Genomic DNA, 26,217 nt, shown 5'->3' on the forward strand with positions numbered 1-26,217 from the left:
TCAGGGTGTTTATTCGGACCAGTTGAAAAATTCGCGACGGCCTTTCATGCCATCGATTTGATTCAACAGCAATTCGAAGTCTTCAGAATGGTCAACCGGGTTCAGGTGTTCTGTGTTCACGATCAACAGCGGCGCGTCGTCGTAGTGGTAGAAAAAGCGGCTGTAAGCATCGCTGAGTTGCGACAAATACGCCTCGGTGATGTTGGCCTCAAAAGGTGTCGCCCGCTTTTGAACGCGCTCGATTAAGGCCTGTGGCGAGGCTTGCAGGTAAATCACTAAATCGGGCACGCTGGTTTGCGGGCTTTGGTGTTGGTAAATTTGTTGGTACAGTTTAAGTTCTTCTTCGTCCAGCGTCAGGCTGGCGAACATACGGTCTTTTTCCAGCAAAAAATCACTGATCACCATGTTCTCGAAAAAGTCGCGCTGGGTTAAATCACGCAACTGGCCAATGCGTTGAAACAGGAAAAACAATTGCGTGGGCAGGGCGTAGCGGGCCGGTTCCTGGTAAAACTTTTCTAGAAAGGGGTTGTCTTCCGGTTTTTCAAGCAGCAGTTCAGCCTGGAATCGCTGGGCGATCAATCGGGCCAGTGAGGTTTTCCCCACGCCAATCGGGCCTTCAATCACAATGTGGCGATACTTTTCAGACAACAAATTAATTCTCCGGTCGATGGCTTGCGCGCGGCCTCAGTGTAGCGCACGGGTGAAGCGGGTATTGGAAAAATAGCTCAAATTGCCGTGACGATCTGGTCCTGTGTAGCTGGCAAAAAACCCTCTGCGAAACCTTTGCCCGGTATTTGTGCGGTTGGGTTTAATTTCAACAAGGGTTCAAGCACAAAGCGGCGTAGGTGCATGCGCGGGTGCGGCACTGTCAGGCTTTCGGTATTAACGGTTTGTATGCCCACCAAGAGCACATCCACATCAATGGGGCGGGGGGCATTGCGCGTGGTTCTTACCCGGCCAAGTTGTGCCTCCAGACCAAGGCACGCTTGCAACAGCTCTTCGGCATTTCCCAGCCAATACACTTCAAGCACGGAATTGACATAGTCAGGTCCGGTGGCGTCCACCGGAGCACTTCGATAGCGTGGTGATTCCTTTACCCCGGCAGCCAAGGGATGCAGCCGGAAATTTTCCACCACTTCATCGAACAAGGCCATGGGGTGGCCCAAATTGCCACCCAAACCCAGGTAACAAACGGTTTGCTGGTCAGTACAGTTCACTCGCCTTGCTGCCCTTGCTCAGCGGGTGTGCGTTGACTTTCGCCCTGTGCGCTTTTTGGTTTTCTGCGTCGTCGTTTTTTCTTGGCTGCGCCATCTGTACCGGCGGGTGTGCCCCGCAGCGCGTCCAGCATGTTTTGGCGATTGTTCACGTCCCCATCACTGAATTCACGCCACCACTCGGCAAGCTCGGTGTCGGCATCAATGTCGCCAACCATGGCGCGCAATTCATAAAAATCAAGTGATGCGCGGAATTTTTGCTGTTCCAGCATGCGAAACGGGGCTTTGCCAGCGCGTTTCTCAAACCTGGGCTGAAATGCCCAAATTTCACGCATGTCACCAGTCAGGCGACGCGGAATTGCAGTGCGCTCGGCTTGCTCGGCCAATACATCGTCCATGGCGGCAAACAGGGCGGGGAATTTCAATTCGCCTTGCTCCAGTTTTTCTTCCCAGCTTTCAAGGACCAAATGCCACAGCAAGCAGGCAAACAGGAAACCGGGGCTTAGTGGTTTACCGTCTTTCACGCGTTTGTCGGTTCGGGCCAATGCCTCGGTAAGGAAGGGCTCGCCGCGTTGGTGTTCCAAAATGGCATCAAGCAAGGGGAACACGCCATGGTGCAAACCCGCTTCGCGAAGGCCTTTCAGGCAGGCCATGGCGGAACCGCTCATCAGCAGTTTTAGCATTTCATCGAACAGGCGGGAAGCCGGTACATTGCGCAGCAGGCCTGAAAGCTCGGCAATCGGCGCGTAAGTGGCGGGTTCAATTGAAAAATTCAGCTTGGCTGCAAAACGAACCACGCGCAGCATTCGCACAGGGTCTTCGCGGTATCGCAGGCTGGGCTCGCCAATCATGCGAAGGGTGTGGGCGCGCAGGTCTTCCATGCCGTGGTGGTAGTCCCAAACTGTTTCAGTACTGGGGTCGTAGTACATTGCATTGACAGTGAAATCTCGGCGGGACGCATCTTCATCTTGCCGGCCGAATTCATTGTCGCGCAGCACACGGCCGTGTTCGTCTTTCTCGTTACTGGCACTGGCCAGCGCACGGAAGGTCGATGTTTCAATGGTTTCCGGGCCGAACATGACATGCACAATCTGAAAGCGCCGCCCAATTACCCGCGCGCGGCGAAACAGGCGTTGCGTTTGTTCAGGGCTGGCGTCGGTGGCCACATCGAAATCTTTCGGGCGCATGCCCAGCAACAGGTCGCGCACCGCTCCACCGACCACAAACGCCTTGTAGCCCTTGCTTTGCAGAGTTTCGCACACGCGAATGGCATTGTGGCTAACCAAATGGCGGTCAATTTTGTGTTCAGCAACGCCCCACACCTTGGGTTTGTGCACACCGTAGCTGGCTTTCACTTTTCTGGTTTCACCCATGTTCAAGTGGGCCGCGGGTTTTGGTGCCTCACGCCCCAGCGTGGCGGGCTTGGCAAACATGCGCTTGAATAGTTTTTTGATCATTTGAACAATTCGAGTACTGGCCAGCCGCGGGCATTCGCGATCTCGGTCAGTTTGTTGTCGGGGTTTGCGGCCACTGGGTGTGTTACGCATTCAAGCAGCGGTAAGTCGTTGATGGAGTCACTGTAAAAATGGCTGCTTTCGAAGCTGTCCATGGTCCAGTTTTTCTCGGCCAGCCAATCGTTCAGTCGCGCTACTTTACCCTCACGAAAACTGGGTATGCCCACCACCTTTCCGGTGTATTCGCCGTCAATTTGTTCGGGTTCAGTAGCAATCAAGGCTTCAATGCCAAAGGCGTTGGCAATGGGCTGGGTAATGAAGCTGTTGGTGGCGGTAATGATCACGCAGACTGCATTTTCAGCTTGGTGCTGTTTAACCAATTCAAGCGCACTGGCTTTGATGTTGGGGCGAATCACTTCTGCCATGAACTCATTGTGCCAAACAGCCAGTTGCGAACGTTTGTTGTCGCGCAGCGGGCGCAACTGGAAGTCTAAGAATTCATTGATATTGAGCGTGCCCGCTTTGTAGTCCGCGAAAAACTGGTCGTTGCGGGCTTCAAATTCAGCGCGGTCCAGCACTCCTTTGTTGATCAGGAATTGCGACCATCCATGGTCAGAATCAATGGGCAACAGGGTGTTGTCCAGGTCAAACAGTGCGAGTTTCATATTCTCGAATTACCAGACTTTCTCGTCGTTTCATCCAGTGTCGCAGCAAATGCACGCTGACTGGTTTTTGTTGTTCAAGGGAAAAGCGATCCAAACCATCCATTACCGCCATCAGGGAACCCATGTCCCGTTGAAAGTAGCGCAAGGCGTATTCAATCACTTCTTCGCTAAGTTGCAGGCCGCGCGATCTCGCAACGGCTTGCAAGGCTTCGTGTTTTTCCTGATCACTAAGTGGTTGCACCCGCAGGCAAAGGCCCGCTTCAATGCGCGTGCGCAAGTCGTCACGCAGCTTTAAATCAGGTGTTGGAAACTCACTGGCCAAAATGATTTTACCGGGTTTGTTCTCTGCCAGGCTTGAATTAAAGGCATTGAACAGCTGAACCTGGGAATAGGGAGTGAGCAGGTCGATGTTGTCGATCACCAAGGCCTGCTCGCCCTGTTTAAACACAAAGCGGTTGCTGCCTGCTGTTACTGTTACGCCCAACTGGGTTGCCACACCCCGCAGCAAGTGGCTTTTGCCACAGCCCTTCGGGCCATAAATAAACATGAAAGGACTTGTACCCTGCTTGTTCAACATCAGCTGCAGTTCATGCACAAGCTGACCATTCTGACCCACCAAAAAATTGGACAGCGTGGGCCTTGGCGGCGTGAACACATCGAGAAGCAACTGTTGCATGGGCATTGCCAAGGCGGAGGGGAATCAAGCAGCCCTCAATAATACCCCTGAATGGCACTTTTAAAGCCTCGTCTCGGTTAAAATACGGCTACTCGCGCTTGCGGTTGAAAACCTGAAGCAAGCAACCAGCCCCACTATTTTTCGGATTGAATTTCAATGAATTCTCCCTTGACCTACAAAGACGCCGGCGTCGACATGCAAGCTGGTGACGATTTGGTAGATGCCATCAAACCCTTGGCCAAACGCACCATGCGCCCTGGCGTTTTGGCAGGTATTGGCGGATTTGGCGCCATGTTTGAAGTGCCCAAGGGCTTTAAAGAGCCTGTGCTGGTGTCCGGCACCGATGGCGTGGGCACCAAGCTGCGTTTGGCGTTTGAATGGAACATTCACAACACCGTGGGCATTGATTTAGTGGCAATGAGCGCCAACGACATTCTGGTGCAGGGTGCTGAGCCTCTTTATTTTCTTGATTATTTCGCCTGCGGCAAGCTGGACGTAAAAACGGCCGCCAGCGTGGTGGGTGGTATTGCTTACGGCTGTGAACAGGCTGGTTGCGCGTTGATTGGCGGTGAAACTGCTGAAATGCCCGGCATGTACCCCGATGGTGAATACGATTTGGCTGGTTTTGCAGTGGGCATTGTTGAAAAGTCTGAAATTCTGGATGCCAGCAAAGTAAAAGCAGGCGATGTAATTTTAGGTTTGGCCTCCAACGGTATTCATTCCAATGGTTTTTCGCTGGTGCGCAAAATTCTGGAACGTGCCAAGCCAGATTTGACCCAGCTGTGCGATGGCATGCCACTCCGCGAAGCCATCATGGCCCCCACGCGCATGTATGTAAAACCTGTGCTGGAGCTGATCAAGAAAGTGCCCGTGCATGCTTTGGCGCATATCACAGGCGGTGGTTTGGTAGAAAACATTCCCCGCGTGTTGCCCGACAATTTGGTGGCGGAGCTAGACCGTGGTACCTGGCCCGAAACAGAATTGTTCAAGTGGCTGCAACAAAACGGGCAAGTACCGTTCGATGAAATGAACCGCGTGTTCAATTGCGGCATTGGCATGATTGTGGTGCTGCCCGCAGAACAAGCGAAGGCGGCCATGGATTTGTTGAGTGCGGCAGGCGAGAAGGTTTACCAAGTTGGCGTGGTTCGCCCACGTGTAGATGGTGAAGCGCATACGATCGTTAATCCTGCTAAATAAACGCGTATTGACGTAGCAAATTGCTCGTTGATGTAGCACCAGTTCAAACCTGAACCAGCCCAACTTGCTTGGCTGGTTCGCCCTAAAACACCCGTTCTTACCCCGCTTGAAATGGATTCCGGAACCGCAATGGCGGCTTTCGGGGCCTTTCAGGCCAATCCATTTCTTCGCAGGCCGAACGGTGGGCCAAACCTTGATGCCAAGCGAATTGGACTGGGTTCAGGTTTGAATGAGTATTACCACTTCGAGCTCAATTCAACTGCTCAATTCACCCGACCCAGTGCCCAATCAATGTGCTCAGCCAAAAAAGCATCTGCGCTTTCACGCATTTTCAACAAAGCTTCCTGCATCCCAGCAACGCCTGCGCTGTTGCCTGCGGCCACTGCCAAATTACGTCTGAAACGCTTGTAACCAATTCGCCGAATGGCACTGCCTTCGGTCAGTTTCAAAAACTCGTCTTCGGTCCAGCGCATCATCGCAAACCAGTCAGGCTGATTAAATTCTTTGCGTGGATTGAAGTCAGCATATTGCGCCGGTTTGGCAAACTTGTTCCACGGGCAGGCCAATTGGCAGTCGTCGCAACCGTAAATGCGGGTGCCCACAAGTGGGCGCAGTTCAACAGGTATTTCACTGTCATGTTCAATTGTTAAATATGAAATACAAAGCCGTGCATCCACTTGGTAGGGTTTCACAATTGCATGGGTGGGGCAGGCGGTCATGCAGCTGTTGCAGGTGCCGCAGTGGTTTTTCTCAAATGAATTGCTGACTGGCAAAGGCATGTTGGTAAACACTTCGCCCAAGAAAAACAGCGAACCTTCATCAGGGTGAATCAACAAGGTGTGTTTGCCACGCCAACCCAGCCCAGCCTTGCGTGCAATTTCCACCTCGGCAGTGGGTGCGCTGTCTACAGTCACGCGAAACCCAAACCCCGCCACTTCGGCATTCACGGCATCGGCAAACCGTTTCAAGCGCTGGCGAATCACCTTGTGGTAATCGCGCCCCCTGGCGTACAAACTTACATAGGGTTTCTTGCGTGATTCGATTTCACTCAGGGTTTTCTCGGTGAATGTCGCCGCATCAGGTTGGTTCAACGTTTCTACAGGTACGTAAGGTATTCGCAGTGATACGATTCGAATCGCACCGGGAAACACCGTCTCAGCATTCAGGCGATTGAGTCCATGGCGCTCCATATAAGCCATTTCGCCGTGCATGCCCTGGTCAAGCCATGCTTTTAAATGGGGCTTGCAGGCTTGTAAATTGGTGTCGCTGACCCCCATGCAGTCCAAGCCCTGTGCTTGGGCTACACTTTGCAACAACGCCCAGTTCTCTTGTTCTTGATGAGCCTGCATGAAAAGTTATACCCGCTATTTACCCGATGACGCCGCAACTCACAGTGTAGGGGAAAAGTTGGCCAAACTGGCCCAAGCCCCGCTTCGCATCTACCTTTCCGGTCCCTTGGGCGCAGGAAAAACAGCGCTGGTAAGGGCTTTTTTGCGCACTTTGGGTGTACAAGGCGCAATAAAGAGTCCAAGCTACACGTTGGTAGAACCTTACAATTTCTCGAATTATTCTGTGTATCACTTTGATTTTTATCGATTCTTCGATCAGAATGAGTGGGAAGAGTCGGGTTTTCGGGATTACTTTGAGGAAAATGCCATCTGCTTGGTCGAGTGGCCGGAGAAAGCGGGTGGTTTACTTCCCGATGCAGATCTTGAAATTAGTTTGAGTTATAAGCTTGAACCAGGCCCGCAGGCCAACCCTGAATCAACAGGGCGGCGCATTAAAGTAAGCGCCCTTTCTGTGAAAGGGCAAACATTGGTAGAACAACTGAACGAACAACAATAGCCTATGAATTCGCGTCGCGACTTGTTGAAAACTGTTGGAGCAGGAATGCTCCTGAAGCTGATCCCTGTGGGTGCCTTTGCCGCCGATCTGGTGAAGTTTGTGGACGTTCGCCTGTGGCCCGCCGATGAATACACTCGCGTTACGCTGGAACATGCTGGCGCCATCAAGTACAAACATTTTCTGATTGAAAACCCGTGGCGCATGGTGATCGACCTGCTCGACATGCGCCTGGACACCACGCTGAAAGACCTTACAAGCCGCTTGCAGGCAGATGACCCATTCGTTCAGCAAATTCGAGTGGCGCAGTACGACGCCAACACTGTGCGTTTGGTGTTCGACCTGAAAACCGAAGTGAAACCCGAAATTTTCACGATAGAACCCATTGCTGAATACAAGAACCGATTCGTAGTTGATTTTTATCCCAAGTACCCGAACGACCCATTGCTTGCCTTGCTGCAAAAAGAAGACCCGATGCTGCGCGAGGACGAGATTTCACGCGCCTTGCGTTTGGCTGAAGCCGAAACCAATGGCACATTGAAGTTGGAAAGCGGCTCAGCTGGCAGTGCGCCTAACACTGAAGTAGCGAAAACTGAACCCAATGCACCCGTCAATTCCAAGCCCAAGTTCGAAGTAAGGCGCATGATTACCGTGGCGATTGATCCGGGTCATGGCGGTGAAGACCCCGGCGCAATTGGGAAGGGTGGTACTTACGAGAAGAATGTGGTGCTGGCCATCAGCAAACGCCTGAAAACAGAAATCGACAAGATGCCAGGCATGAGGGCAATGCTAACCCGCAATGGTGATTTTTTTGTGCCTCTGAACACACGTGTCAAGAAAGCCCGCAGCGTGAATGCTGATTTGTTTGTGTCTGTTCATGCAGATGCCTTCATACGCCCCACCGCCGGTGGATCTTCGGTCTACGTGTTGTCCGAACGTGGAGCAACCAGCACCGCGGCCAAGTGGATTGCCAACAAGGAAAATGCGTCGGATCTGATCGGTGGCGTGAACATCAAAGGCACCGATGCACAACTGGCCAAGGTGTTGCTCGACCTTTCCACCACCGCACAAATTAACGACAGCTTGAAGCTGGGCGACGCCGTGTTGGGCAATTTGGGCAAGGTAAACCGCTTGCACAAACCCCGTGTGGAGCAGGCAGGCTTTGCTGTGCTAAGGGCACCGGATATTCCGTCAATATTGATTGAAACAGCGTTCATTAGTAACCCGGCCGAAGAAAAGCAGTTAACCAATGCCGCGCATCAACAAAAGCTTGCGGAAGCCATTGCCAAAGGCATTGCGAACTACTTCGCCAAGAACCCGCCTGTGGCCCGCACCCCGCTAACCTAAAAGCGGCGTTCAGCCACTTATAATGGGCGGATGAACCAGCGCCCAATTTCCCTGTTACCCGATGTACTGATCAGCCAGATTGCCGCTGGCGAGGTGGTTGATCGCCCTGCGTCTGTTGTAAAAGAGCTTCTTGAGAATTCGCTTGATGCGGGTGCCACTGAAATTACCATTCGCATCGACGGTGGTGGCATTCAGCGCATTTGCATTCAAGACAACGGCAAAGGTATTCCCAAAGACGAACTTGAATTGGCAGTAACGCGGCACGCAACCTCAAAAATTCAATCTTTGAATGAACTTGAAAGCGTGATGAGCCTTGGCTTTCGCGGCGAGGCGCTTGCTTCAATCGCGTCGGTCAGCCAGTTCACTTTAAGCAGCTACCCGCAAGGGCAGGAATGCGCCTACAGCATCAGCAACCACAGCGGCGCTTGGCAAATCGAGCCATCACCGGCCAGCCCTGGCACCACGATCGATGTTCAATCCTTGTACTTCAGCACACCAGCCCGCCGCAAGTTCCTAAAAACTGAACAAACGGAATTCTTTCATTGTCTGGATGTAGTCAAGCGCATGGCCTTGGCCAACCCGGCAGTGAACTGGCTGGTGTACCGCGATGGAAAACTACAAAGCCGTTTTCAGGAAAGCAGCTGGAGCGCCCGGGTGTTCAGCATTCTGGAAGCGATGGCCAACGGTGCGTCCAAACCGATTGATGTACAAGTGGCCGATATGCAGTTGCATGGTGCAATCGGCCTGCCCGATGCAGCCCGGGGCAAGGGCGACATGCAATATTTCTATGTGAATGGCCGGTTTGTGAAAGACAAGCTGATCAACCACGCTGTGCGTTCCGCCTATGAAGATGTGCTGCACGGTGACAAATTTCCAGCCTTTGTGTTGTTTTTGAATTTGCCGGCCACTGAAGTGGATGTGAATGTGCACCCCGCCAAAACGGAGGTGCGTTTTCGCAATGCGCGTGCAGTGCACCAGTGGGTGCGTCATTCCATTCAGGCCAGCCTTGCACCTTCTCGGGCTGTGGCGCCATTGAGCGAACCAGTGGCTGGAGCACAGCCAGTGGCTGAAAATTCAAGCAATGTAGGCAACACTTGGCGTGCCTCAAGCAGTGCTTACCAACAAGCGGTTCAAGTGCAGCCCAAAAGCGCAGCTTTGCCGTTTCTACGCGAAGAACTGGCTGATTACATTCAGGCCTACAGACCGCTGGAAGCCGCACCTCGGCCTACACAAATTACCGCGCAGCCCAAAACAGCTTTTGCTGAGCCGCAACCCAGTTCAGCCGAGGAATCTGAGTATTTGGGACAAGCCATTGCCCAGGTGCATGGCGTGTATATTCTGGCCTTGCGGCCCGATGGCATGGTGGTGGTCGACATGCACGCTGCACACGAGCGTGTGTTGTATGAACAATTCAAGAATGCACTGGATACTCAGGAAACCATTTCGTCTCAAGAACTGCTGGTCCCTTTGCTGGTTCAAATTGACCCGCGGCTGGCCAGCGAGGTGGACAACGGGCAGCACCTTTGGGAAAAGCTGGGCTTCAGGTTGAGTTTAATTTCCACGCAAGAAATTGCGGTGCGTGCAGTGCCCACCATGCTGGCGGGTCAAGACCTCTCGGCGCTGCTTCAGCAATGGCTGGAAGACCTTCACCAGTATGGTGTTGCCCATGTACTGGAACGCCAACGAAATGAATGGCTGGCCGGGCTTGCATGCCACACCGCAGTGCGCGCCAATCGCAAACTGACCATTCCTGAAATGAATGCCTTGCTGCGTTCCATGGAGCGTACCGAGCGTTCAGACCAATGCAACCATGGCAGGCCTACTTGGCGGCATTTCAGTATGTCTGAGATGGACAAGTGGTTTTTGCGCGGTCAGTAGGGGGAATGTGTGGCTGAACAGGAATGCATAAACATTCCGGCACTTGCTGTGTTGGGGCCCACTGCATCGGGCAAGTCTGCATTGGGATTGTGGATGGCCGACCAAGGTTTTCCGATTGAAATTATCAGCCTAGATTCCGCGCTGGTTTTTCGCGACATGAACATCGGCACTGCAAAACCCACGCCACAAGAATTGGCCGTGGTGCCGCACCACTTGATCGACATCATCAGCCCAAGCGACACTTTCAGCGCCGCCGAATTTGTTACCGCATGCCATGCGTTAATTATTGACATTCGTGCCCGTGGCAAAGTACCCGTGATTCTGGGCGGCACCTTGATGTATTACAAAACCCTGGTGAGCGGTATTGATGATTTGCCCACAGCCAATGCAGAAATACGCCAAGCCATTGAGCAGCAGGCCTTGCAGGAAGGGTGGCCAGCCATTCATGCGCAGCTTGCTGCGGTTGACCCTGTGACAGCAGAGCGCTTGAAGCCCAATGATTCCCAGCGCTTGCAACGCGCACTTGAAGTTTTTCAAATTACCGGAAAACCATTGTCGAGCTTTCATCAGCGAAGCCAGCAAGCCGATGCGGTTATTCCGACTTTGGCCATTGAGCCCTCTGACCGCGCGGTGTTGCACAAGCGCATCGAAGATCGCTTCCTCAATATGCTAGAGCAAGGTTTGATTGATGAGGTGATCGAGCTGCGCCACAACTATGTGTTGGACGAAACCATGCCTTCCATGCGGTGTGTGGGCTATCGGCAGGTGTGGGAGCATTTGCATGGGCAAAGCACGCGCACGGAAATGATTGACCGGGGCGTTGCAGCCACCCGGCAATTGGCCAAACGGCAAATAACCTGGTTGCGTTCCACTGCAAATAAAGAAGTCGTTGACCCTCTTCAGACGGATTGGTTGGTGTCTGCGAAACCGTGGATTCAGCGGCAAATGGACTTGTTGTTGCCAAGATAGTTCTGCGGCTTGGCTGACTGCCTAAATCGATGCGAGTTAAACACCCAATCGGCGCGAGTCCCAATACTTCGCCTGAAAATCTGTTGATCCCTTATTGATCTCATCGCACTGCTCACCGAACTCGGCAAAAATAATGGCCGAGCTTCGGTGTTGCCCTGCGGGCACACGCAGGGCGCTGAGTCAAACGGGCAGGTTTTCTTTATGGCGAAGCGATTGGGATCTCGCTGCCGATTGGGCTAACATCTGCGCTGAAAATTCGTCGGTGATTGATCACGCACGCGCGATTGGCGCACACGGCGTTGATTCGCTACCGTTGGTTCAACCAACTCGGCAGTGGGTTTGCTTGTTTCGCACTTCAAGAAAACCGCCCCGTTTGAATGAAGGCTTCAATGCTCGCCTACAGGCGACACCCAAGACCCGACCATCTTTTTTGTCGGGCTTGGGTGAATTGAATGTCCTCGTTCAAAAAGGGATGAAGCGGTTTTCAGTGCGGAACTGGCAATCCAAGACGGGTTGGCTTAACCGCCATGGTTTCATTTCACAGGTCAAAGCGGAAATCGCTGCACAGCCGCAAACACCAAGGGCAGGGTAATCGCCGCCCCCACAGTCGACATGGAAATCAGGCAAGCAACCAGCGGCGCATTGCCGCCCATTCGCGCTGCCAAAATATAAGCACTCGAAGCCGATGGTATGGCCGAGAACACCAACAGCACCATGGCTTGTTCCGAAGGCAAACCCGTGAAGTGTGCATACATCACCGCCACCAAAGGCGAAACCAGCAACTTGATACTTAACCACCAAACCGACACGGCCCAGTTGCCCTTCAAGCCTGAAAACACCAATCCCGCACCCACCGCCAACAGGCCGAGCGACACCGCAGCCTGAGCCAGCCGTTCCAGCGTCAACATCACGGGCTCAGGAACCTGAAAGCCCATCAACTTGGCCACAATTCCCAAACTGGTGCCAATGATCAAGGGGTTCTTCAGAATGTCGAGAAAAGCACCCAGCCGGCCACTTTTGCTCATTGTGCCCACGGCTAGCACGTTGCACAGTGGCACACCCAGCGCCAACAGGATGGCCAGGTTGGCCACTGCCGATTGCCCGCCCAGGCGGCTGGCCAAAGCAAGCCCAATGTAAGAATTAAACCGATAAGCTGTTTGAAGTCCCGAGGCAAAATCCACCCGCCCCATTTTGCTGACCAGCAAGCCTAGCCAACCGAACAGAAATGCCACCGCGATGATTGTTGGCCCACCCAGTGCAAAAGCACCCACAGTGTTCACGTTGAAATTACTGGATACCACCGAGAAAAACAACAAACAAGGGAACAGTACGAAATACACCAGTTTTTCGATGGTGACCCAAGCGGCAGGAGCCATCCAGAAGCGTCGCAGCAGGTAGCCCAGCGCAATGATGGCAAAGTCGGGGAAAAGTAGAAGTGGAGACACTTTAGGTGTTATTCGTTGTGTCAATAAAAAAACCCACCCGAAGGTGGGTTTTGTCGATCAGGCTCTACCCGGTTTCAAATTAAACCGAGAACGATGAGCCGCAACCACATGTCGTCGTAGCATTTGGATTTTTGATCACAAACTGCGCACCGTTGATGTCTTCCTTGTAATCGATTTCAGCGCCAGTCAGGTACTGGTAGCTCATCGAGTCGATCAGAAGTGTCACGCCGCCTTTGTCCAAGGCTGTGTCGTCTTCGTTCACGTCTTCGTCAAAAGTAAAGCCGTACTGGAAACCAGAGCATCCGCCTCCCTGCACGAACACGCGCAGTTTTAGGTTCGGATTGCCTTCTTCGCTAATCAGGTCGCGCACTTTGCCTGCGGCTGCGTCAGTGAAAACCAATACGCTGGGTTGTTCTGTCGTTACGTCCATCTTGTCCTGCCTATTTGCTGGATTTACTTGCTTGATGCCAGCGCCAGCTTACCCGGCATCACTTCTTCGCTCTCGTGATGCAATGTACCATCTACAACAGCACCTGGATGCATCTCCAATGCCCTATATCTTACGTCACCTGAGACGTTTGCGGAAGGGTGCAGTTCAAGAAGCTGATTTGCTTCAATAGGGCCTTCAATCAATCCACTTACTACCACATGCCCAACACGCACGCTGCCCCGAACCTTTCCTGTTTCTGATATGACCAGCAATGATTGTGCACTTTCATCCGCAATCACATTGCCGTCTACTTCGCCATCAATTCGCAAACCGCCCTTGAAGCGAAGGTCGCCCTTGAGTTGCATGTCTGCTCCAACCAAACTCTGTATGGGCAAAAGCCGTTTGGTGTTCTTCTTAGAAAACATGATTAAACCCCTTCAAAGTTTGATGGTGGATTGAGCTCGTATCGCGCCTGCATCCAAAATTCTCATTTCCACGCTAAGCAATTTGCTGCCTTCCGGCAGGGAAAATGTTCCCGACACCCTTGAAAACCGGGTTAGCTTGATTTTGTATTGGGGGTCGTTAGACGAGTCAGCGTTCGGTAAAACTATGACATCGCTTCCCTCTTTGTTCAACAATTTAATCAGAACCTGCACATTCAGGGTAATTTCCGGACGTTGGCTGCCCTGAATTACAAGGGCTTTGTAGCGGTATTGGTCTGGAACGGTGTCTTTATTGACCTGTAACCGTTTCAAGGATATGGCGCCTTGCAAGCTTCCCGGAATAAATCCTTCAAAAAAAGCCAAGTCTTCTTTTAACCTTGCATTTTCAGATTCAAGGTTGGTAATCAACAGGCTGAGTTTTGCAAGCGCTTCTTTGTCAAGTTTTACCAGTTCGTTGGTGCGCGCAATTTCATCCTGCAATTCACGTGTTGTAGCTTGCAATTCGGTCAGTTGATCATTCAACACTGCTATTTCTTGGGTGGAGAAAAGCTTTTGAATGAAATTGTCTTCTGGTCCCCACATGGCAAATGCAGCGCTTGCGGCCAACAGCATCAACCCGAGCAATAGGCCGTAGACAAATGCAAACCGGGAGGAGCGTTGAACTCCCGGTAGCAGCGTTCGGCGTGAATGATGGGTTTTCTTCGGGTTCAAACTTTAATGTCCCTATTTTATTAAGGTGAAACGGGCAATTGTTCAAGCCCCATGTTTTCGGGTAGATCAAACATCGCATTCATGGCTTGAACCGCTTGCCCTGCGGCACCTTTCACCAAGTTGTCGATGACAGAAACAATCACCAATGTGTCGCGACCTTGCGGGCGGTGCAATGCAATCCGTACAAAGTTGGATCCACGCACAGACTTTGTTTCTGGTAGTGACCCCATAGGCATTACATCCACAAAATATTCATCGGCATAGTGCTTCTCGTAAAGGGCCTGAATGTCAGTGTTCTTGCCCAGTTCGCTTAGTTTCACATAGGTGGTGGCCAGAATGCCGCGCACCATAGGCACCAAATGCGGTGTGAAAGTAATTTGCATTTTCCGGCCTGAAATCAATTCCAGCCCTTGCTCAATTTCAGGCAAATGGCGGTGGCCGCTAACACCATAAGCTTTGAAGCTTTCAGCCGCCTCTGAAAACAATGAGCCCACAGCAGCCTTGCGACCTGCGCCTGAAACACCCGATTTGCAGTCCGCAATAATATTGCTTTCATCAATCAGTGGGGCTGTCAGGCTAATCAGTGGTTTCAGTGCCAATTGAACCGCCGTGGGGTAGCAACCGGCCAAGCCCACCAGCTTTGCTTTTTTTAATTCTTCTCGAGCCGATTCAACCAGACCGTAACAGGCTTGGCCAAGCAATTCAGGCTCCGAATGGGGCATGCCGTACCATCTTTCAAATTCGGTTGTGTTCTTTAGTCGGAAATCAGCTCCCAGGTCCACAACACGAATACCTGCTTTTACCAGTTCTGCAGATTGGGCCATGGCCACGCCATGGGGTGTTGCAAAAAACACCACGTCGCAGTTTTTTAATGATTCAAATGTGGGTTCGCTAAAAGCAATATTCACACGTTTGCGCAGCGCCGGAAACATGTCAGCCACTGGTTGGCCTACTTCACCACGCGATGTAATTGCCTTCAGTTCAGCCTGTGGGTGCAGAGCCAACAGGCGAAGAAGTTCAGAGCCTGTGTAACCGGTTCCGCCGACAATGCCTACCTTGATCATGTGTAATCCTTGTGCTGGAAAGAAAAAAAGCCGCACATTTGTGCGGCTTTCGATTGTAACCCAGCTGGGAGGGCTGCTGGGTGTAAGCGTAATTTGTTGATTAACGCTTTGAGAACTGCTTGCGACGACGCGCGCCACGCAGACCCACTTTCTTACGTTCAACTTCACGAGCGTCACGCGTAACCAAACCTGCTTTGGACAGAGTTGGCTTCAGCTCAGCGTCGAAGTCGATCAAGGCACGTGTCAATCCGTGACGAACTGCGCCAGCCTGACCAGTTTCGCCGCCGCCGCGCACGTTGACTTTGATGTCAAAAGTTTCAACGTTTTCGGTCAGTACCAAAGGTTGACGAGCAACCATCTGGCCAGTTTCACGAGCGAAGTATTCAGTCAAAGGTTTGCCGTTCACGATGAACTGGCCGGTACCTTTCTTAATAAAAACACGGGCCACTGAGCTTTTGCGGCGACCGGTTCCGTAATTGTATTCACCAATCATGGTTCACCTCAGATATCAAGTGGCTTGGGTTGTTGTGCGGAATGCGGGTGCTCTGCTTCAGCGTAGATCTTCAATTTCTTGATCATCGCGTAGCCCAGAGGACCTTTTGGCAACATGCCTTTCACTGCCTTCTCCAGCGCGCGGCCGGGGAAGCGTTCTTGCATCTTGTCAAAGTTCGTTTCGTAAATACCGCCTGGGTAACCAGAGTGGCGGAAATACTTTTTGTTCAGGCCTTTGGTGCCTGTAACGCGCAATTTACCGGCATTAACAACAACAATGAAGTCGCCTGTATCGGTGTGCGGTGTGAACTCAGGTTTGTGTTTTCCACGGAGGCGGCGTGCAACTTCACTGGCTACACGTCCCAACACCTTGTCGGTGCCGTCGATCACAAACCACTCTTGTTTAACCTCACCGGGTTTCGCTGAGTAGGTTTTCATGATTTTTCCTTAAAGATAAAAAAGTGCTTTTTTACCTGTCTCCCCACTTGTACATGCAGCCCACAATTAATTTGCAGGTCGGCAGCCGAAGGGCTCTCCCAACAGGTAACCCGCGATTTTAGCAAAGTTTTATGCTTTCGGTTAAACTTTTTGGTCTTCAGAATAAAAAAAACCCAAGCACTGTGAGGCGCTTGGGTTTAATCCACCAAAGGAGGAGGGTGGAGGAGACAACTTTGCACAGTGGAAGAAGCTCTGAAACAGTGTGTTTGTGGTTCATCCATGTGACTACAATTCAAATTCTAGAGAGTTTTCTGTTGCGGCGCAAGAGTGTGGTTCTGTTGTCCGAAAATAGCAACTTATTCCACAATTTTAAAAAGGTTTTAAAATATTGTTTAAAAACAATATGTTGTTAAATTTAAAAGTGACTGACTGGTTATTTGTTAAATGATTTAACCAAAATAGAGTAAATTTTCAAGTTCGATCTGATAATTATTGTGCACTGCATAATGAGCGGTTAATCATAAATGAGGAGTGATATGGAAGCGGAAGTTAGCTGGTCCGGGTTACCCGGGATGTCGTTTGTTGCCACCACGGGTAGCGGGCACATGCTTTGTATGGATGGCGCACCCGATGGTGGTGGCAATAATCTTGCCCCTCGTCCCATGGAAGTGGTGTTGGCAGGCACGGGTGCTTGCACAGCCTACGATGTGGTGTTGATTTTGCGCAAAAGCGGCCAGGATATTCGCGATTGCAAGGTAAAAATGAGTGCAGAGCGGGCCGAAGAGGCACCCAAAGTGTTCACCAAAATCAATTTCCATTTTCAGGTCATTGGCCGTGGCTTGAAGCCCAATCTTGTCGACCGGGCCATCAAGCTGTCGCATGAAAAGTATTGTTCAGCTTCTGCGATGCTGGGCAAAACGGCTGAGCTGGTGTTCACCCACGAAATTATTGAAGACTAAATTTTCTGTGCCAGCGTGGTCATGACCTTCGACATGGCGGTCATGGCCAGTTTCACGGGCATGGGCAGTACATTCGCGCCTTGTTCAATGGCGGTTTGCCCGTGCTCGATTTCGTCTTGTCGCATCTGCTCCAGAATGGCGCGCGACTGCACATCGCCCGCCGGCAAACGGCCCAAGTGGTCGTTCAAGTGCTTTTCCACCTGCTTTTCAGTTTCCGCCATAAAGCCCAGGCTGACCTTGTCGCCCAACGTGCCTGCTACAAAGCCAAGCGCAAAAGCTCCGCCGTACCAAAACGGGTTCAGCAGGCTGGGCCGTGCCCCCAACTGGTCAAGCCGTTCCTGAGTCCAGGCCAGGTGGTCTGCCTCTTCTTTGGCCGCGTGGTCGAACAAGGCTTTCTTCTCAGGGTCATTGCTGGCCAGCGACTGCGCTTGATAAAGCGCTTGTGCACAAATTTCGCCCACATGGTTCACCCTCATCAAGCCAATCACCTGATCTTTTTCAGCATTGCTCAGTTGATCGGTGGCCAAGCCACGCCCCGCCGGGTTGGGGCGTTGCGCCACTGGCGTCGCTGCAAGGGTTTTCAAGGCTTTGTCCACTTCGCCGATTACTGCATCCAGCGACGGGAGTTTGGGAAGCGGTGGCAGGCCACGAAAGCCAAGAAATTTAGGGGGTTGATTTGGCATTACTACTCACCAATCCTGTGTTTTTTCAACGAAGTCTTCATTTTAGCAAGGGATACAAGTAAAATCCGGCCCAACGCGCAACGATTTACAACGTCCCCGTGTTTGCACCTGTTTCAGTCCTGAAGCAGGCCTGCTTCATGGTGGCATTTTTTCAGGCAAACCATGACTTCCAAGAAAAAGCTCTTCATCAAAACCTTTGGCTGCCAGATGAACGAGTACGATTCCGACAAAATGGCTGACGTGCTGGGCGAATCCGAAGGTTTGGAACGAACAAGCACCCCTGAAGACGCCGACATTATTTTGTTCAATACCTGTTCTGTGCGTGAAAAGGCGCAAGAAAAGGTGTTCAGCGATTTGGGTCGTGTAAAACACCTGAAAAAATCAAACCCCAACTTGATCATCGGCGTGGGCGGCTGTGTGGCCAGCCAGGAGGGCAAAGCGATTGTAGAGCGCGCACCGTATGTGGATGTGGTATTCGGCCCGCAAACCTTGCACCGCTTGCCGCAACTTATTCAGAAGCGGCGCAGCACCCACCGTTCACAGGTTGATATTTCATTTCCTGAAATCGAAAAATTCGACAATCTGCCTTTGGCCAAAAACACCGGTGCCAGTGCGTTTGTATCGATCATGGAAGGTTGCAGCAAATACTGTAGTTTTTGCGTAGTGCCGTATACGCGGGGTGAGGAAATTTCGCGCCCGTTTGATGATGTGCTCACTGAAATTGCAGACTTGGCCGATCAAGGCGTGAAGGAACTCAATTTGTTGGGCCAAAACGTGAATGCCTACCGTGGCAAAATGGGCGACACCACTGAAATTGCCGACTTCGCGCTGCTGCTTGAGTATGTGTCAGAAGTGCCCGGCATTGAGCGGATTCGCTTTACCACCTCGCATCCCAAGGAATTCGGCCCGCGGCTGATTGAATCTTATGCCAAATTGCCAAAGCTGGTGGATCACCTGCATTTGCCGGTTCAAGCGGGGTCAGACCGTATTCTGGCCGCCATGAAGCGCGGCTACACTTCACTTGAATACAAATCCATCATCCGCAAGCTGCGTGAAATTCGCCCCAATATGTCGATGTCTTCTGACTTCATTGTGGGTTTTCCGGGTGAAACCGAAGCTGATTTCGAGAAAACCATGGATTTGATTCATGCCGTTGGCTTCGATACTTCCTTTTCCTTTGTGTACAGCCCGCGCCCAGGCACACCTGCCGCTGATCTACAGGACGGTGTCGATCAAATCACCAAACTCAAGCGGCTGGCCCGTTTACAGAAAACAATTCAGGACCACGCCACGGGCATTAGCCTTTCAATGGTGGGGTCGCGTCAAAAGGTATTGGTTGAAGGGCCATCCAAAAAAGACCCGGCTGAACTGGCTGGTCGAACAGAGAACAATCGGGTGGTGAATTTCGCTGGAAGTCCGCGCATGATGGGCCAAATCATTGAACTTGACATTGTTGATGCCTACCCCAACTCTCTGCGTGGGCAGGTGCCCATAACAGCTGCCTGATTTTCGTCATTTTTTTCGGTTATTCTTAAAGCGTTATCGTTAGCAGAGGTTTATCCTCCCGTATGTCTGAATCGAGTCCCTTGCAAACCCCTGGAAGAAAAGAACGGGGCTTGCTAGAACGCCTTTCCTCGCTGTTGCTGCGCGAGCCCGAGGACAGAGAGCAACTGCTTGAGGTGCTTCAACAAGCCCATGAGCGCAACTTGCTAGACGCCGATGCCTTGTCAATGATTGAAGGCGTGATGCAGGTCAGCGATCTGTCTGCCGGCGACATCATGGTGCCCCGTGCACAGATGGACGCCATCAATGCGGAAGATTCCATTGATCAAATCGTGGCTTTCGCGGTTGAGAAGGCGCATTCCAGATTTCCGGTGTATGAGGGCCAGCGGGACAATGTCATAGGGGTACTGTTGGCAAAAGACCTCTTGCGTATTCATGCCGATTCCGCGGTGAATCTTCGCGACATGCTTCGCCCAGCCGTGTTCATACCCGAGAGCAAGCGTTTGAATGTGTTGCTGCATGATTTTCGCTTGAACAGAAATCACATTGCGCTGGTTGTGGACGAATACGGCGGTGTGGCGGGTCTGGTGACCATCGAAGATGTGCTGGAACAAATTGTGGGCGACATCGAAGATGAATACGACTTTGACGAAGAAGCTGACAATATTCTCAGCCTGGGAGGCGACCAAGCGGGCCTCTATCGTGTGAAGGCCCTGACTACGATTGAGCAATTCAACGAGACTTTTGCGACCGAGTATTCCAATGAACATGCCGACACGGTGGGTGGCCTTTTGAATGAGCACTTGGCCCGTGTGCCCGCCCGTGGCGAGCTTGTTGAGTTGCCGCCTTTTCAATTTGAGGTGCTTCGCGCTGACGCCCGGCAGGTACACTTGCTGCGGGTTAAGAAAATTGAGCCCAAGCCTGAAGACACTGACTCTTTGATTCCAAGCGAGACCGCCGACCTTCACAGGCCTTCCTGATGTTTTCCTTTATAGTTGGTGCGCTGTTGGGCGCTCCCTGGGTGCTTTCATTCGCGCCTACATCGCTGTGGTGGTTGGGTTTTGCGCTGGTTACAGCCCTGCCGTTTGTCGCCGCTAAAACCCGAAGGCCCGTGTTGGTGGGGCTCGCATTCGGATGGTTCGCCTATGGTGTGGGTGTGTCATGGTTACACATCAGCCTTCACACTTATGGTGGTTTGCCCTGGTTGTTCGCCTGGGCATCTGTTGCCGCATTTGCCTTTTACCTTGCGCTTTTTCCTGCCCTGGCCATGTGGCTATACAGCCGTTTTTCGGCAAAAAACATATCGCCAAATTCCGGTGTATTTAATGCATTGTTGTGGGGGGCGGCATGGACCTTTTTTGAATGGGCTCGCGGCACTTTCATGACCGGCTTCGCGTGGCTGGGTCTGGGCGACACGCTTGTTGACTCCCCTTTTGCGAATTTATTGCCTTGGTTGGGCAGCCATGGCAGCTTGTTTTTGCTTATGGTACTGGCTCATTTGCTGGTTTCAATTTTTTTAAGCCGCCAGTTACGCACATTCGGCGTGTTCGTTGCCACTGGCGTGGCGGTATTGGTCTTGATTCAATTGCCCATCAAAACCCAAAGCGCTGGGGTATTACGGGTGGTGGGGGTACAAACCAATGTGGACCAGAGCATCAAGTTCGATCCCGATTTGATTGTGTCCAATATGCAGAAAGCATTCGCTTTGGGCGACGTAGCCCAGCAGAAACTGGACGAACAGGGCGGGGGGCTGCTTGTTTTCCCAGAAACAGTGAATCCGCTGGTTTGGACCGATACACCACTCGAATGGCGCAGCCGTTTTCGCGACTTTGCGACCCCACAACAAACCACGGTGATCATGGGCTCGGCCATCCAGGAAGGGTCGCGGTACTACAATTCCATTGTCATGTTCGATGGAGGCGAAGGTGAGGAAGAACTCGAAGTACCCACAAAGCGCCATGACAAACGTCATTTGGTGCCCTTCGGCGAGTTCATTCCCTTGGGCTTCAAATGGTTTGTGGCCATGTTGAACATGCCCATGGGTGAGTTCACCTCCGGTTCCGGCCCACTGAATCCATTTGTGGTCAAAGGCAATGCCATGGCCTCCACCGTCTGTTACGAAGACATTTTCAGTGGTGAATTCGCTGGCTTGGTGGCCAAGTCAACTCGAGAGCCCACGCTCTTCGTCAATTTAAGCAACTTAGCCTGGTTCGGGCAGTCTTGGGCACTCGATCAACATGCCCAAATGGGTCGAACCCGGTCGGCAGAGCACCGCAAGCCTGGCCTTCGGGCCACCAACACGGGCTTGTCGGGTTTGGTTGACGACAAAGGGCAGTGGGTGGAACGCGCACAAGCGGGGCGGGCCATGGTGTGGTCAGGTGAAATTGAAGGGCGCATCGGTCAAACATTTTTCGCCAAATTGGGCGATCGCTTGTGGTTTTCTATATGGGGAGTAGTCCTTCTACTGCTGTGCGTGCGTGAATGGCGCTTGAAGGCTTACAATAGAGCCCACTAAATCAATCTGAAAAAGCTGCACAGCCATGTCAATTAGTCCAATCAACGAAATTGTTGAAGAAATGCGCGCGGGCCGCATGGTCATTCTGGTCGATGAAGAAGACCGCGAAAACGAGGGTGATCTTGTGTTGGCCGCCGACTTCGTCACTCCCGAAGCCATCAATTTCATGGCCAAGTTTGGCCGTGGCTTGATTTGCCTTACTTTGACCGAGGCCCGTTGTCGCGAATTGGGCCTGCGCCCCATGGTGGCTGCCAATGGTTCATCGCACGGCACCAATTTCACGGTGTCCATTGAGGCAGCCGAGGGCGTGTCCACGGGCATTTCAGCGGCAGACCGTTCCCACACCATTCGTGTGGCGGTGAACAAGAATTCCAAACCTGAGGATTTGGTGCAGCCCGGTCATATTTTTCCGCTGACTGCAGTCAACGGGGGCGTGCTGATGCGCGCTGGGCACACTGAGGCGGGTTGTGATTTGTCCGCCATGGCGGGTTTAAGCCCAGCTTCAGTAATCTGCGAGATCATGAAAGACGACGGCACCATGGCACGTCTGCCTGATTTGATTGAGTTTGCCAAAGAACACAATTTAAAAATCGGCACCATTGCCGATCTTATTCAGTACCGCAGCACCAAAGAATCGCTGATCGAACGCCTGCATGAACGCGAAATCGAAACCGTTCAAGGCAAGTTCAAATGTATTTCTTACCGCGACAAGCCCACCAGCGGTGCGCATTTTGCACTGGTGTACGGCAAACTCGACCTGGACACTGAAGCCTTGGTGCGGGTGCATGAACCCACTTCGCTAATCGACTTTCTCGAAGTGAATTTATCGGAACATTCGTTCTCTATTCCCGCCGCCATGAAGAAGGTGGTCGACGAAGGTTCGGGTGTCATTGTGCTGCTGAATTGTGATGTGTCCTCTGATCGCTTGCTGGGCCAGTTTGCCTCGCTCGATGAAATTGAGCAGCGTGGCACTACCGCTCGCAAGGGTGCTGGTTCCAACCCGGATTTGCGCACTTACGGTATCGGGGCGCAAATTTTGCGTGACCTGGGTGTCAACAAAATGAAATTGCTTTCGCGACCACGGAAAATGCCAAGCATGACCGGGTTTGATCTGGAAGTGTCAGGTTATGTCAACGGAGAAACGAAATGAGCAACAGTCCAGGAAGTGTGCCTGCTAATTTAAATGGCGATGGCATTCGTGTGGGTGTGGTTCAGGCCCGCTTTAACGAAGACATTACGAACGGTCTTTGGGCCGCCTGTTGTAGCGAATTGCTGCGCTTGGGTGTGCTGAATGAAGACATTTTGCACATCACGGTGCCAGGCGCCATGGAAATTCCAATCGCACTGCAACGCCTGGCGTTCTCCGGCGAATTTGATGCGCTGGTTGCCTTGGGCGCAGTAATTAAAGGCGACACCTATCACTTTGAAATTGTGTGCGGCGAAAGCGCACGTGGTATTTCCAGCGTGGCTTTGGCCCACGATGTGCCAGTAGTGAACATGGTGTTGACCACCTACACCGAAGATCAAGCCATAGAGCGTATCGAAGACAAGGGCGTGGATGCAGCGCGTTGCGCAGTTGAAATGGGTAATTTGATGATGACGCTGGACGACAACCTGCCCGGCGCAGACGACGAGGTTGAAGAAGATGAGTGAGGCCCACAAGCCGGACACCGGTAAAAGACAAGGCCACACTCGCAATGCGCGCCGCCGGTCTCGAGAACTGGCCCTGCAAGGTTTGTATCAATGGTTCTTAAACCCAAGCGAAGTGGGCGAGATTGATGCACACATTCGCGATGCACCCGGATTTGATAAAGCAGATCGTGAACATTATGAGTCGCTGTTGCATGGTTCGGTGCACCATCTTGAAAGCCTGATGCATCAAATTCAACCGTTTATTGACCGACCATGGGTTGATCTTAGTCCAGTTGAAAAGGCGGTCTTGGTGCTGGCAAGTCATGAAATGAACACCCACGTGGAAATTCCCTATCGTGTGGTCATCAATGAAGCTGTGGAACTGACGAAAACCTTCGGTGGCACGGATGCCTTCAAATTCGTGAACGGCGTTCTTGACAAAGTGGCGGCACAGGCTCGCGACACAGAAATCAAGGCGCAGCTCGATATTCAGCCGAACACACAGTCCAGTTAACACCTAGAGGTGCTGTGGAATTTGACCTGATTCACCGCCATTTCAAATCACCTTTCGCTGCACTGGTCAAGGCCAACAGAGATTCCGTGTTGACAGGCATTGGTGACGATTGTGCCGCACTGGCACCAATGCCGGGCCATGGTCTTTACGTATCCACTGACACTTTGGTGGAAGGTGTTCATTTTTTCAGTGACGACCCTGCACCGGCCGTGGGTTGGAAGTCGCTGGCCTGCAATTTGTCTGATCTGGCAGCTTGCGGCGCCCAGCCAATCGGTTTCACTTTAAATCTAAGCCTGCCGTTGATCGACGAATCATGGGTTGCCGGGTTTTCAGCGGGTTTGTTGGAAATTGCATCAACGTTCAATTGCCCCTTGGTGGGTGGTGACACCACTTCAGCCGGTGCAAACACGGCAAAAACCATCTCAATCACCGTTTTCGGCGAAGCGCCGCTCCAACACCATGGGTTTCATCGCGCCCTTGCAAAAGCTGGAGATGATGTGTGGGTAAGCGGAACACCCGGTTTGGCCCGCTTGGGTCTTTTGCTGGAATATCAACGGCTTGGCAGTTTGTCCCGCTTTTATTCGTCCAGTGAAATTCTATCGGTGCTCGAACTTTTGTCAGTCATGCCCCAGTCCCTTAAACAACTTGCTGTAGCGGCTTTGCGGCAACCTTTTCCCAGGGTAAATTTGGGCCAAAGCCTGCGAGGCAAAGCAAACGCATGTGTGGATTTGTCAGACGGCTTAAGCGGTGATTTGGCGCACATCACCACCGCAAGTGGCCTCTCGGCCGTGCTGGCAGTTCATGCGCTGCAGTCTGTGTGGTTGAAGCGATGGCCAGAACTTTCGCAACTTCCTGGCAGTGTGACTTTTTTGGACACCTTGCTCAACATCACCTTGCAGGGTGGGGATGACTTTGAGTTGTGCTTCACAGCAGAGCCGACTCACTTGGATGCAATACAATCGATTAATACCGCCCTCTGCCGAATCGGTCAGCTTGAGGCAGGTGAGGGATTGTGGTTAAGTCAGCCCAATCATAGCCGCCAGCGCGTGCTTGGCGTTTCATACAAACATTTTGCAGAGCCTACGCTTTGAATCAAACCGCAGTCGGAAGGCCCACATGGCGTTTCATGCTAAAACACCCAGCGCATTTGGTGGCCCTGGGTTTTGGCAGTGGATTGTCGTGGTTCATGCCAGGTACATTCGGCACTTTGATGGGCTGGTTGTTGTATGTGTGGATAGATCCCTATCTGGACGGCAATCAGTGGTTATGGCTTATTTTGATTGCATTTGCCGCGGGCGCGGTGTGTTGCCAAGTCACTGGCAAAGCGTTGGGTGTGATAGATCACGGCGGAATTGTTTGGGATGAAATCGTTGCGATATGGTTAGTTCTGTTTGTCGCGTCCAATCAGTTTTCCAGCCCGGAGGGGCAATTGGCCTGCGTGGTGGTTTTCCGCTTTTTTGACATGGTGAAGCCGCCGCCCATTCGATGGTTCGACCAAAATTGGAAAAATGGGTTTGGTGTGATGTTTGATGACATCGTGGCTGCGTTGATCACCCTATTGACTTTGGCCACATACATTCACTTTGTTCAATAATTCGACGGGGAAACCGCTTTGAGCAATTCAAACCAAGCGCTGTTGATTCAAATTGCCGAATCGTTCACTTCGGCCGGGGCAAAACTCGGCGTGGTGGAATCTTGCACCGGAGGCGGTTTGGGCGCGGCGTTGACAAGTATTGCTGGTTCCAGCGAGTGGTTTGAGGGTGGTTTGATCACCTATTCCAACAAAGTGAAAATGAAGTCGGTGTACGTACGGGAATCGACTCTCGATCAACATGGTGCTGTTAGCGAAGAATGTGTAAAGGAAATGGCAAATGGTGGAATGATTGCTCTTGGTCTGGATTGTTGCCTGTCTGTGTCCGGTATTGCGGGCCCAGGCGGTGGTTCGCCAGGCAAGCCCGTGGGCACTGTGTGGTTTGGCCTTGCAGTTCGCCACAAATCAATCGAAGCTTTTCACCATGTTTTTGAGGGTGATCGAAATTCAGTGCGCGAGCAGGCGGTACAAGTCGGGTTATCCATACTGTCCAAAGTATCACTCAAAAAGGCTGTATAGATTTACAGTAAAAACTGTGCAATAATTTGATCATCG

Annotated in this window: 29 protein-coding genes; 15 read left to right on the forward strand and 14 right to left on the reverse strand. The window is 52.0% G+C overall.

The window, feature by feature from the left end; translation table 11 throughout:
- Positions 1 to 9: 9 nt before the first annotated feature.
- From NSP04_RS06825 to NSP04_RS06845, 5 genes are all read right to left on the reverse strand, one after another.
- A complete protein-coding gene (locus NSP04_RS06825) occupies positions 10 to 651 on the reverse strand; it encodes a deoxynucleoside kinase (protein WP_257511594.1) in 642 nt (213 codons plus the stop codon).
- 74 nt (positions 652 to 725) lie between these two features.
- A complete protein-coding gene (gene folK / locus NSP04_RS06830; protein WP_257511595.1) occupies positions 726 to 1,217 on the reverse strand; it encodes a 2-amino-4-hydroxy-6-hydroxymethyldihydropteridine diphosphokinase in 492 nt (163 codons plus the stop codon).
- Entirely contained in the window at positions 1,214 to 2,671 is a 1,458-nt protein-coding gene (gene pcnB / locus NSP04_RS06835) for a polynucleotide adenylyltransferase PcnB (protein ID WP_257511596.1), read from the reverse strand. The genes folK and pcnB overlap by 4 nt, the downstream gene beginning before the upstream one ends.
- On the reverse strand, positions 2,668 to 3,333 hold the full coding sequence (locus tag NSP04_RS06840; RefSeq protein ID WP_257511597.1) for a histidinol-phosphatase: 666 nt from the start codon (positions 3,331 to 3,333) through the stop codon (positions 2,668 to 2,670). Before NSP04_RS06840 ends, pcnB begins: the two co-directional genes overlap by 4 nt.
- A complete protein-coding gene (locus NSP04_RS06845; RefSeq protein ID WP_257511598.1) occupies positions 3,314 to 4,009 on the reverse strand; it encodes an HdaA/DnaA family protein in 696 nt (231 codons plus the stop codon). The genes NSP04_RS06840 and NSP04_RS06845 overlap by 20 nt, the downstream gene beginning before the upstream one ends.
- 156 nt (positions 4,010 to 4,165) lie before the next feature.
- On the opposite strand from NSP04_RS06845, the gene purM reads away from it, so the two are divergent.
- Complete coding sequence (gene purM, locus NSP04_RS06850; protein WP_257511599.1) at positions 4,166 to 5,206, forward strand: phosphoribosylformylglycinamidine cyclo-ligase; 1,041 nt, start codon at positions 4,166 to 4,168, stop codon at positions 5,204 to 5,206.
- Between the two features lie 263 nt (positions 5,207 to 5,469).
- Here the strand turns inward: purM and queG are convergent, their stop codons facing one another.
- Positions 5,470 to 6,555 (reverse strand): tRNA epoxyqueuosine(34) reductase QueG, encoded by a 1,086-nt coding sequence (gene queG, locus NSP04_RS06855; protein ID WP_257511600.1) that lies wholly within the window; start codon positions 6,553 to 6,555, stop codon positions 5,470 to 5,472.
- Between queG and tsaE the strand changes: the two genes are divergently transcribed.
- From tsaE to miaA, 4 genes are read left to right on the forward strand one after another with little or no spacing between them, the layout of a single operon-like run.
- Positions 6,554 to 7,051: a tRNA (adenosine(37)-N6)-threonylcarbamoyltransferase complex ATPase subunit type 1 TsaE gene (tsaE, locus tag NSP04_RS06860; RefSeq protein WP_257511601.1), complete on the forward strand. Its 498-nt coding sequence runs from the start codon at positions 6,554 to 6,556 to the stop codon at positions 7,049 to 7,051. The two genes, queG and tsaE, sit on opposite strands and share 2 nt — an antisense overlap.
- A gap of 45 nt (positions 7,052 to 7,096) precedes the next feature.
- Positions 7,097 to 8,395, forward strand: coding sequence for an N-acetylmuramoyl-L-alanine amidase (locus NSP04_RS06865; RefSeq protein WP_371825000.1), 1,299 nt, complete (start codon positions 7,097 to 7,099; stop codon positions 8,393 to 8,395).
- Between the two features lie 30 nt (positions 8,396 to 8,425).
- Positions 8,426 to 10,273 carry a DNA mismatch repair endonuclease MutL gene (gene mutL, locus NSP04_RS06870; RefSeq protein ID WP_257511603.1) on the forward strand — a complete coding sequence of 616 codons (1,848 nt, stop codon included), beginning with the start codon at positions 8,426 to 8,428 and terminating at the stop codon, positions 10,271 to 10,273.
- A 9-nt stretch (positions 10,274 to 10,282) separates the two neighbouring features.
- Positions 10,283 to 11,242 (forward strand): tRNA (adenosine(37)-N6)-dimethylallyltransferase MiaA, encoded by a 960-nt coding sequence (miaA, locus tag NSP04_RS06875; protein ID WP_257511604.1) that lies wholly within the window; start codon positions 10,283 to 10,285, stop codon positions 11,240 to 11,242.
- Positions 11,243 to 11,787: 545 nt separating this feature from the next.
- Here the strand turns inward: miaA and NSP04_RS06880 are convergent.
- The 7 genes from NSP04_RS06880 to rplM all read right to left on the reverse strand — a co-directional run bounded on the left by NSP04_RS06880 (position 11,788) and on the right by rplM (position 16,265).
- Positions 11,788 to 12,687, reverse strand: coding sequence for an AEC family transporter (locus NSP04_RS06880; protein ID WP_257511605.1), 900 nt, complete (start codon positions 12,685 to 12,687; stop codon positions 11,788 to 11,790).
- Between the two features lie 79 nt (positions 12,688 to 12,766).
- A complete protein-coding gene (erpA, locus tag NSP04_RS06885) occupies positions 12,767 to 13,117 on the reverse strand; it encodes an iron-sulfur cluster insertion protein ErpA (protein ID WP_257511606.1) in 351 nt (116 codons plus the stop codon).
- 23 nt (positions 13,118 to 13,140) lie between these two features.
- Positions 13,141 to 13,542 (reverse strand): bactofilin family protein, encoded by a 402-nt coding sequence (locus tag NSP04_RS06890; protein WP_257511607.1) that lies wholly within the window; start codon positions 13,540 to 13,542, stop codon positions 13,141 to 13,143.
- Between the two features lie 12 nt (positions 13,543 to 13,554).
- Entirely contained in the window at positions 13,555 to 14,172 is a 618-nt protein-coding gene (locus NSP04_RS06895) for a DUF6776 family protein (protein ID WP_257511608.1), read from the reverse strand.
- 119 nt (positions 14,173 to 14,291) lie between these two features.
- A complete protein-coding gene (gene argC, locus NSP04_RS06900) occupies positions 14,292 to 15,335 on the reverse strand; it encodes an N-acetyl-gamma-glutamyl-phosphate reductase (RefSeq protein WP_257511609.1) in 1,044 nt (347 codons plus the stop codon).
- 100 nt (positions 15,336 to 15,435) lie between these two features.
- On the reverse strand, positions 15,436 to 15,828 hold the full coding sequence (gene rpsI / locus NSP04_RS06905) for a 30S ribosomal protein S9 (RefSeq protein WP_105027036.1): 393 nt from the start codon (positions 15,826 to 15,828) through the stop codon (positions 15,436 to 15,438).
- 8 nt (positions 15,829 to 15,836) lie between these two features.
- Positions 15,837 to 16,265, reverse strand: a complete 429-nt coding sequence (rplM, locus tag NSP04_RS06910) for a 50S ribosomal protein L13 (RefSeq protein ID WP_257511610.1) — start codon at positions 16,263 to 16,265, stop codon at positions 15,837 to 15,839.
- Positions 16,266 to 16,801: 536 nt separating this feature from the next.
- Between rplM and NSP04_RS06915 the strand changes: the two genes are divergently transcribed.
- The gene (locus NSP04_RS06915) at positions 16,802 to 17,224 is read left to right on the forward strand and encodes an OsmC family protein (protein ID WP_008251459.1); all 423 of its coding nucleotides are present in this window, start codon (positions 16,802 to 16,804) and stop codon (positions 17,222 to 17,224) included.
- Here the strand turns inward: NSP04_RS06915 and coq7 are convergent.
- Positions 17,221 to 17,907, reverse strand: a complete 687-nt coding sequence (gene coq7, locus NSP04_RS06920) for a 2-polyprenyl-3-methyl-6-methoxy-1,4-benzoquinone monooxygenase (protein ID WP_257511611.1) — start codon at positions 17,905 to 17,907, stop codon at positions 17,221 to 17,223. The genes NSP04_RS06915 and coq7 overlap by 4 nt on opposite strands.
- A 162-nt stretch (positions 17,908 to 18,069) precedes the next feature.
- On the opposite strand from coq7, the gene miaB reads away from it, so the two are divergent.
- From miaB to NSP04_RS06965, 9 genes are all read left to right on the forward strand, one after another.
- A complete protein-coding gene (gene miaB / locus NSP04_RS06925) occupies positions 18,070 to 19,413 on the forward strand; it encodes a tRNA (N6-isopentenyl adenosine(37)-C2)-methylthiotransferase MiaB (RefSeq protein WP_257511612.1) in 1,344 nt (447 codons plus the stop codon).
- A 62-nt stretch (positions 19,414 to 19,475) separates the two neighbouring features.
- Entirely contained in the window at positions 19,476 to 20,390 is a 915-nt protein-coding gene (locus tag NSP04_RS06930; protein WP_257511613.1) for a CorC family transporter, read from the forward strand.
- The gene (gene lnt / locus NSP04_RS06935) at positions 20,390 to 21,925 is read left to right on the forward strand and encodes an apolipoprotein N-acyltransferase (RefSeq protein ID WP_257511614.1); all 1,536 of its coding nucleotides are present in this window, start codon (positions 20,390 to 20,392) and stop codon (positions 21,923 to 21,925) included. Before NSP04_RS06930 ends, lnt begins: the two co-directional genes overlap by 1 nt.
- Positions 21,926 to 21,950: 25 nt before the next feature.
- Positions 21,951 to 23,075, forward strand: a complete 1,125-nt coding sequence (gene ribBA, locus NSP04_RS06940) for a bifunctional 3,4-dihydroxy-2-butanone-4-phosphate synthase/GTP cyclohydrolase II (RefSeq protein WP_257511615.1) — start codon at positions 21,951 to 21,953, stop codon at positions 23,073 to 23,075.
- On the forward strand, positions 23,072 to 23,578 hold the full coding sequence (ribH, locus tag NSP04_RS06945; protein WP_257511616.1) for a 6,7-dimethyl-8-ribityllumazine synthase: 507 nt from the start codon (positions 23,072 to 23,074) through the stop codon (positions 23,576 to 23,578). The genes ribBA and ribH overlap by 4 nt, the downstream gene beginning before the upstream one ends.
- Positions 23,571 to 24,071, forward strand: a complete 501-nt coding sequence (gene nusB, locus NSP04_RS06950; RefSeq protein WP_257511617.1) for a transcription antitermination factor NusB — start codon at positions 23,571 to 23,573, stop codon at positions 24,069 to 24,071. Before ribH ends, nusB begins: the two co-directional genes overlap by 8 nt.
- Positions 24,072 to 24,085: 14 nt before the next feature.
- Positions 24,086 to 25,162, forward strand: a complete 1,077-nt coding sequence (gene thiL, locus NSP04_RS06955; RefSeq protein ID WP_257511618.1) for a thiamine-phosphate kinase — start codon at positions 24,086 to 24,088, stop codon at positions 25,160 to 25,162.
- A 35-nt stretch (positions 25,163 to 25,197) separates the two neighbouring features.
- Positions 25,198 to 25,665, forward strand: coding sequence for a phosphatidylglycerophosphatase A family protein (locus NSP04_RS06960; RefSeq protein WP_257511619.1), 468 nt, complete (start codon positions 25,198 to 25,200; stop codon positions 25,663 to 25,665).
- An 18-nt stretch (positions 25,666 to 25,683) separates the two neighbouring features.
- Positions 25,684 to 26,181, forward strand: a complete 498-nt coding sequence (locus NSP04_RS06965; protein WP_257511620.1) for a CinA family protein — start codon at positions 25,684 to 25,686, stop codon at positions 26,179 to 26,181.
- Positions 26,182 to 26,217: the final 36 nt, after the last annotated feature.

The sequence above is a fragment of the Limnobacter parvus genome (assembly GCF_024623725.1).
Lineage (GTDB): Bacteria > Pseudomonadota > Gammaproteobacteria > Burkholderiales > Burkholderiaceae_B > Limnobacter > Limnobacter parvus.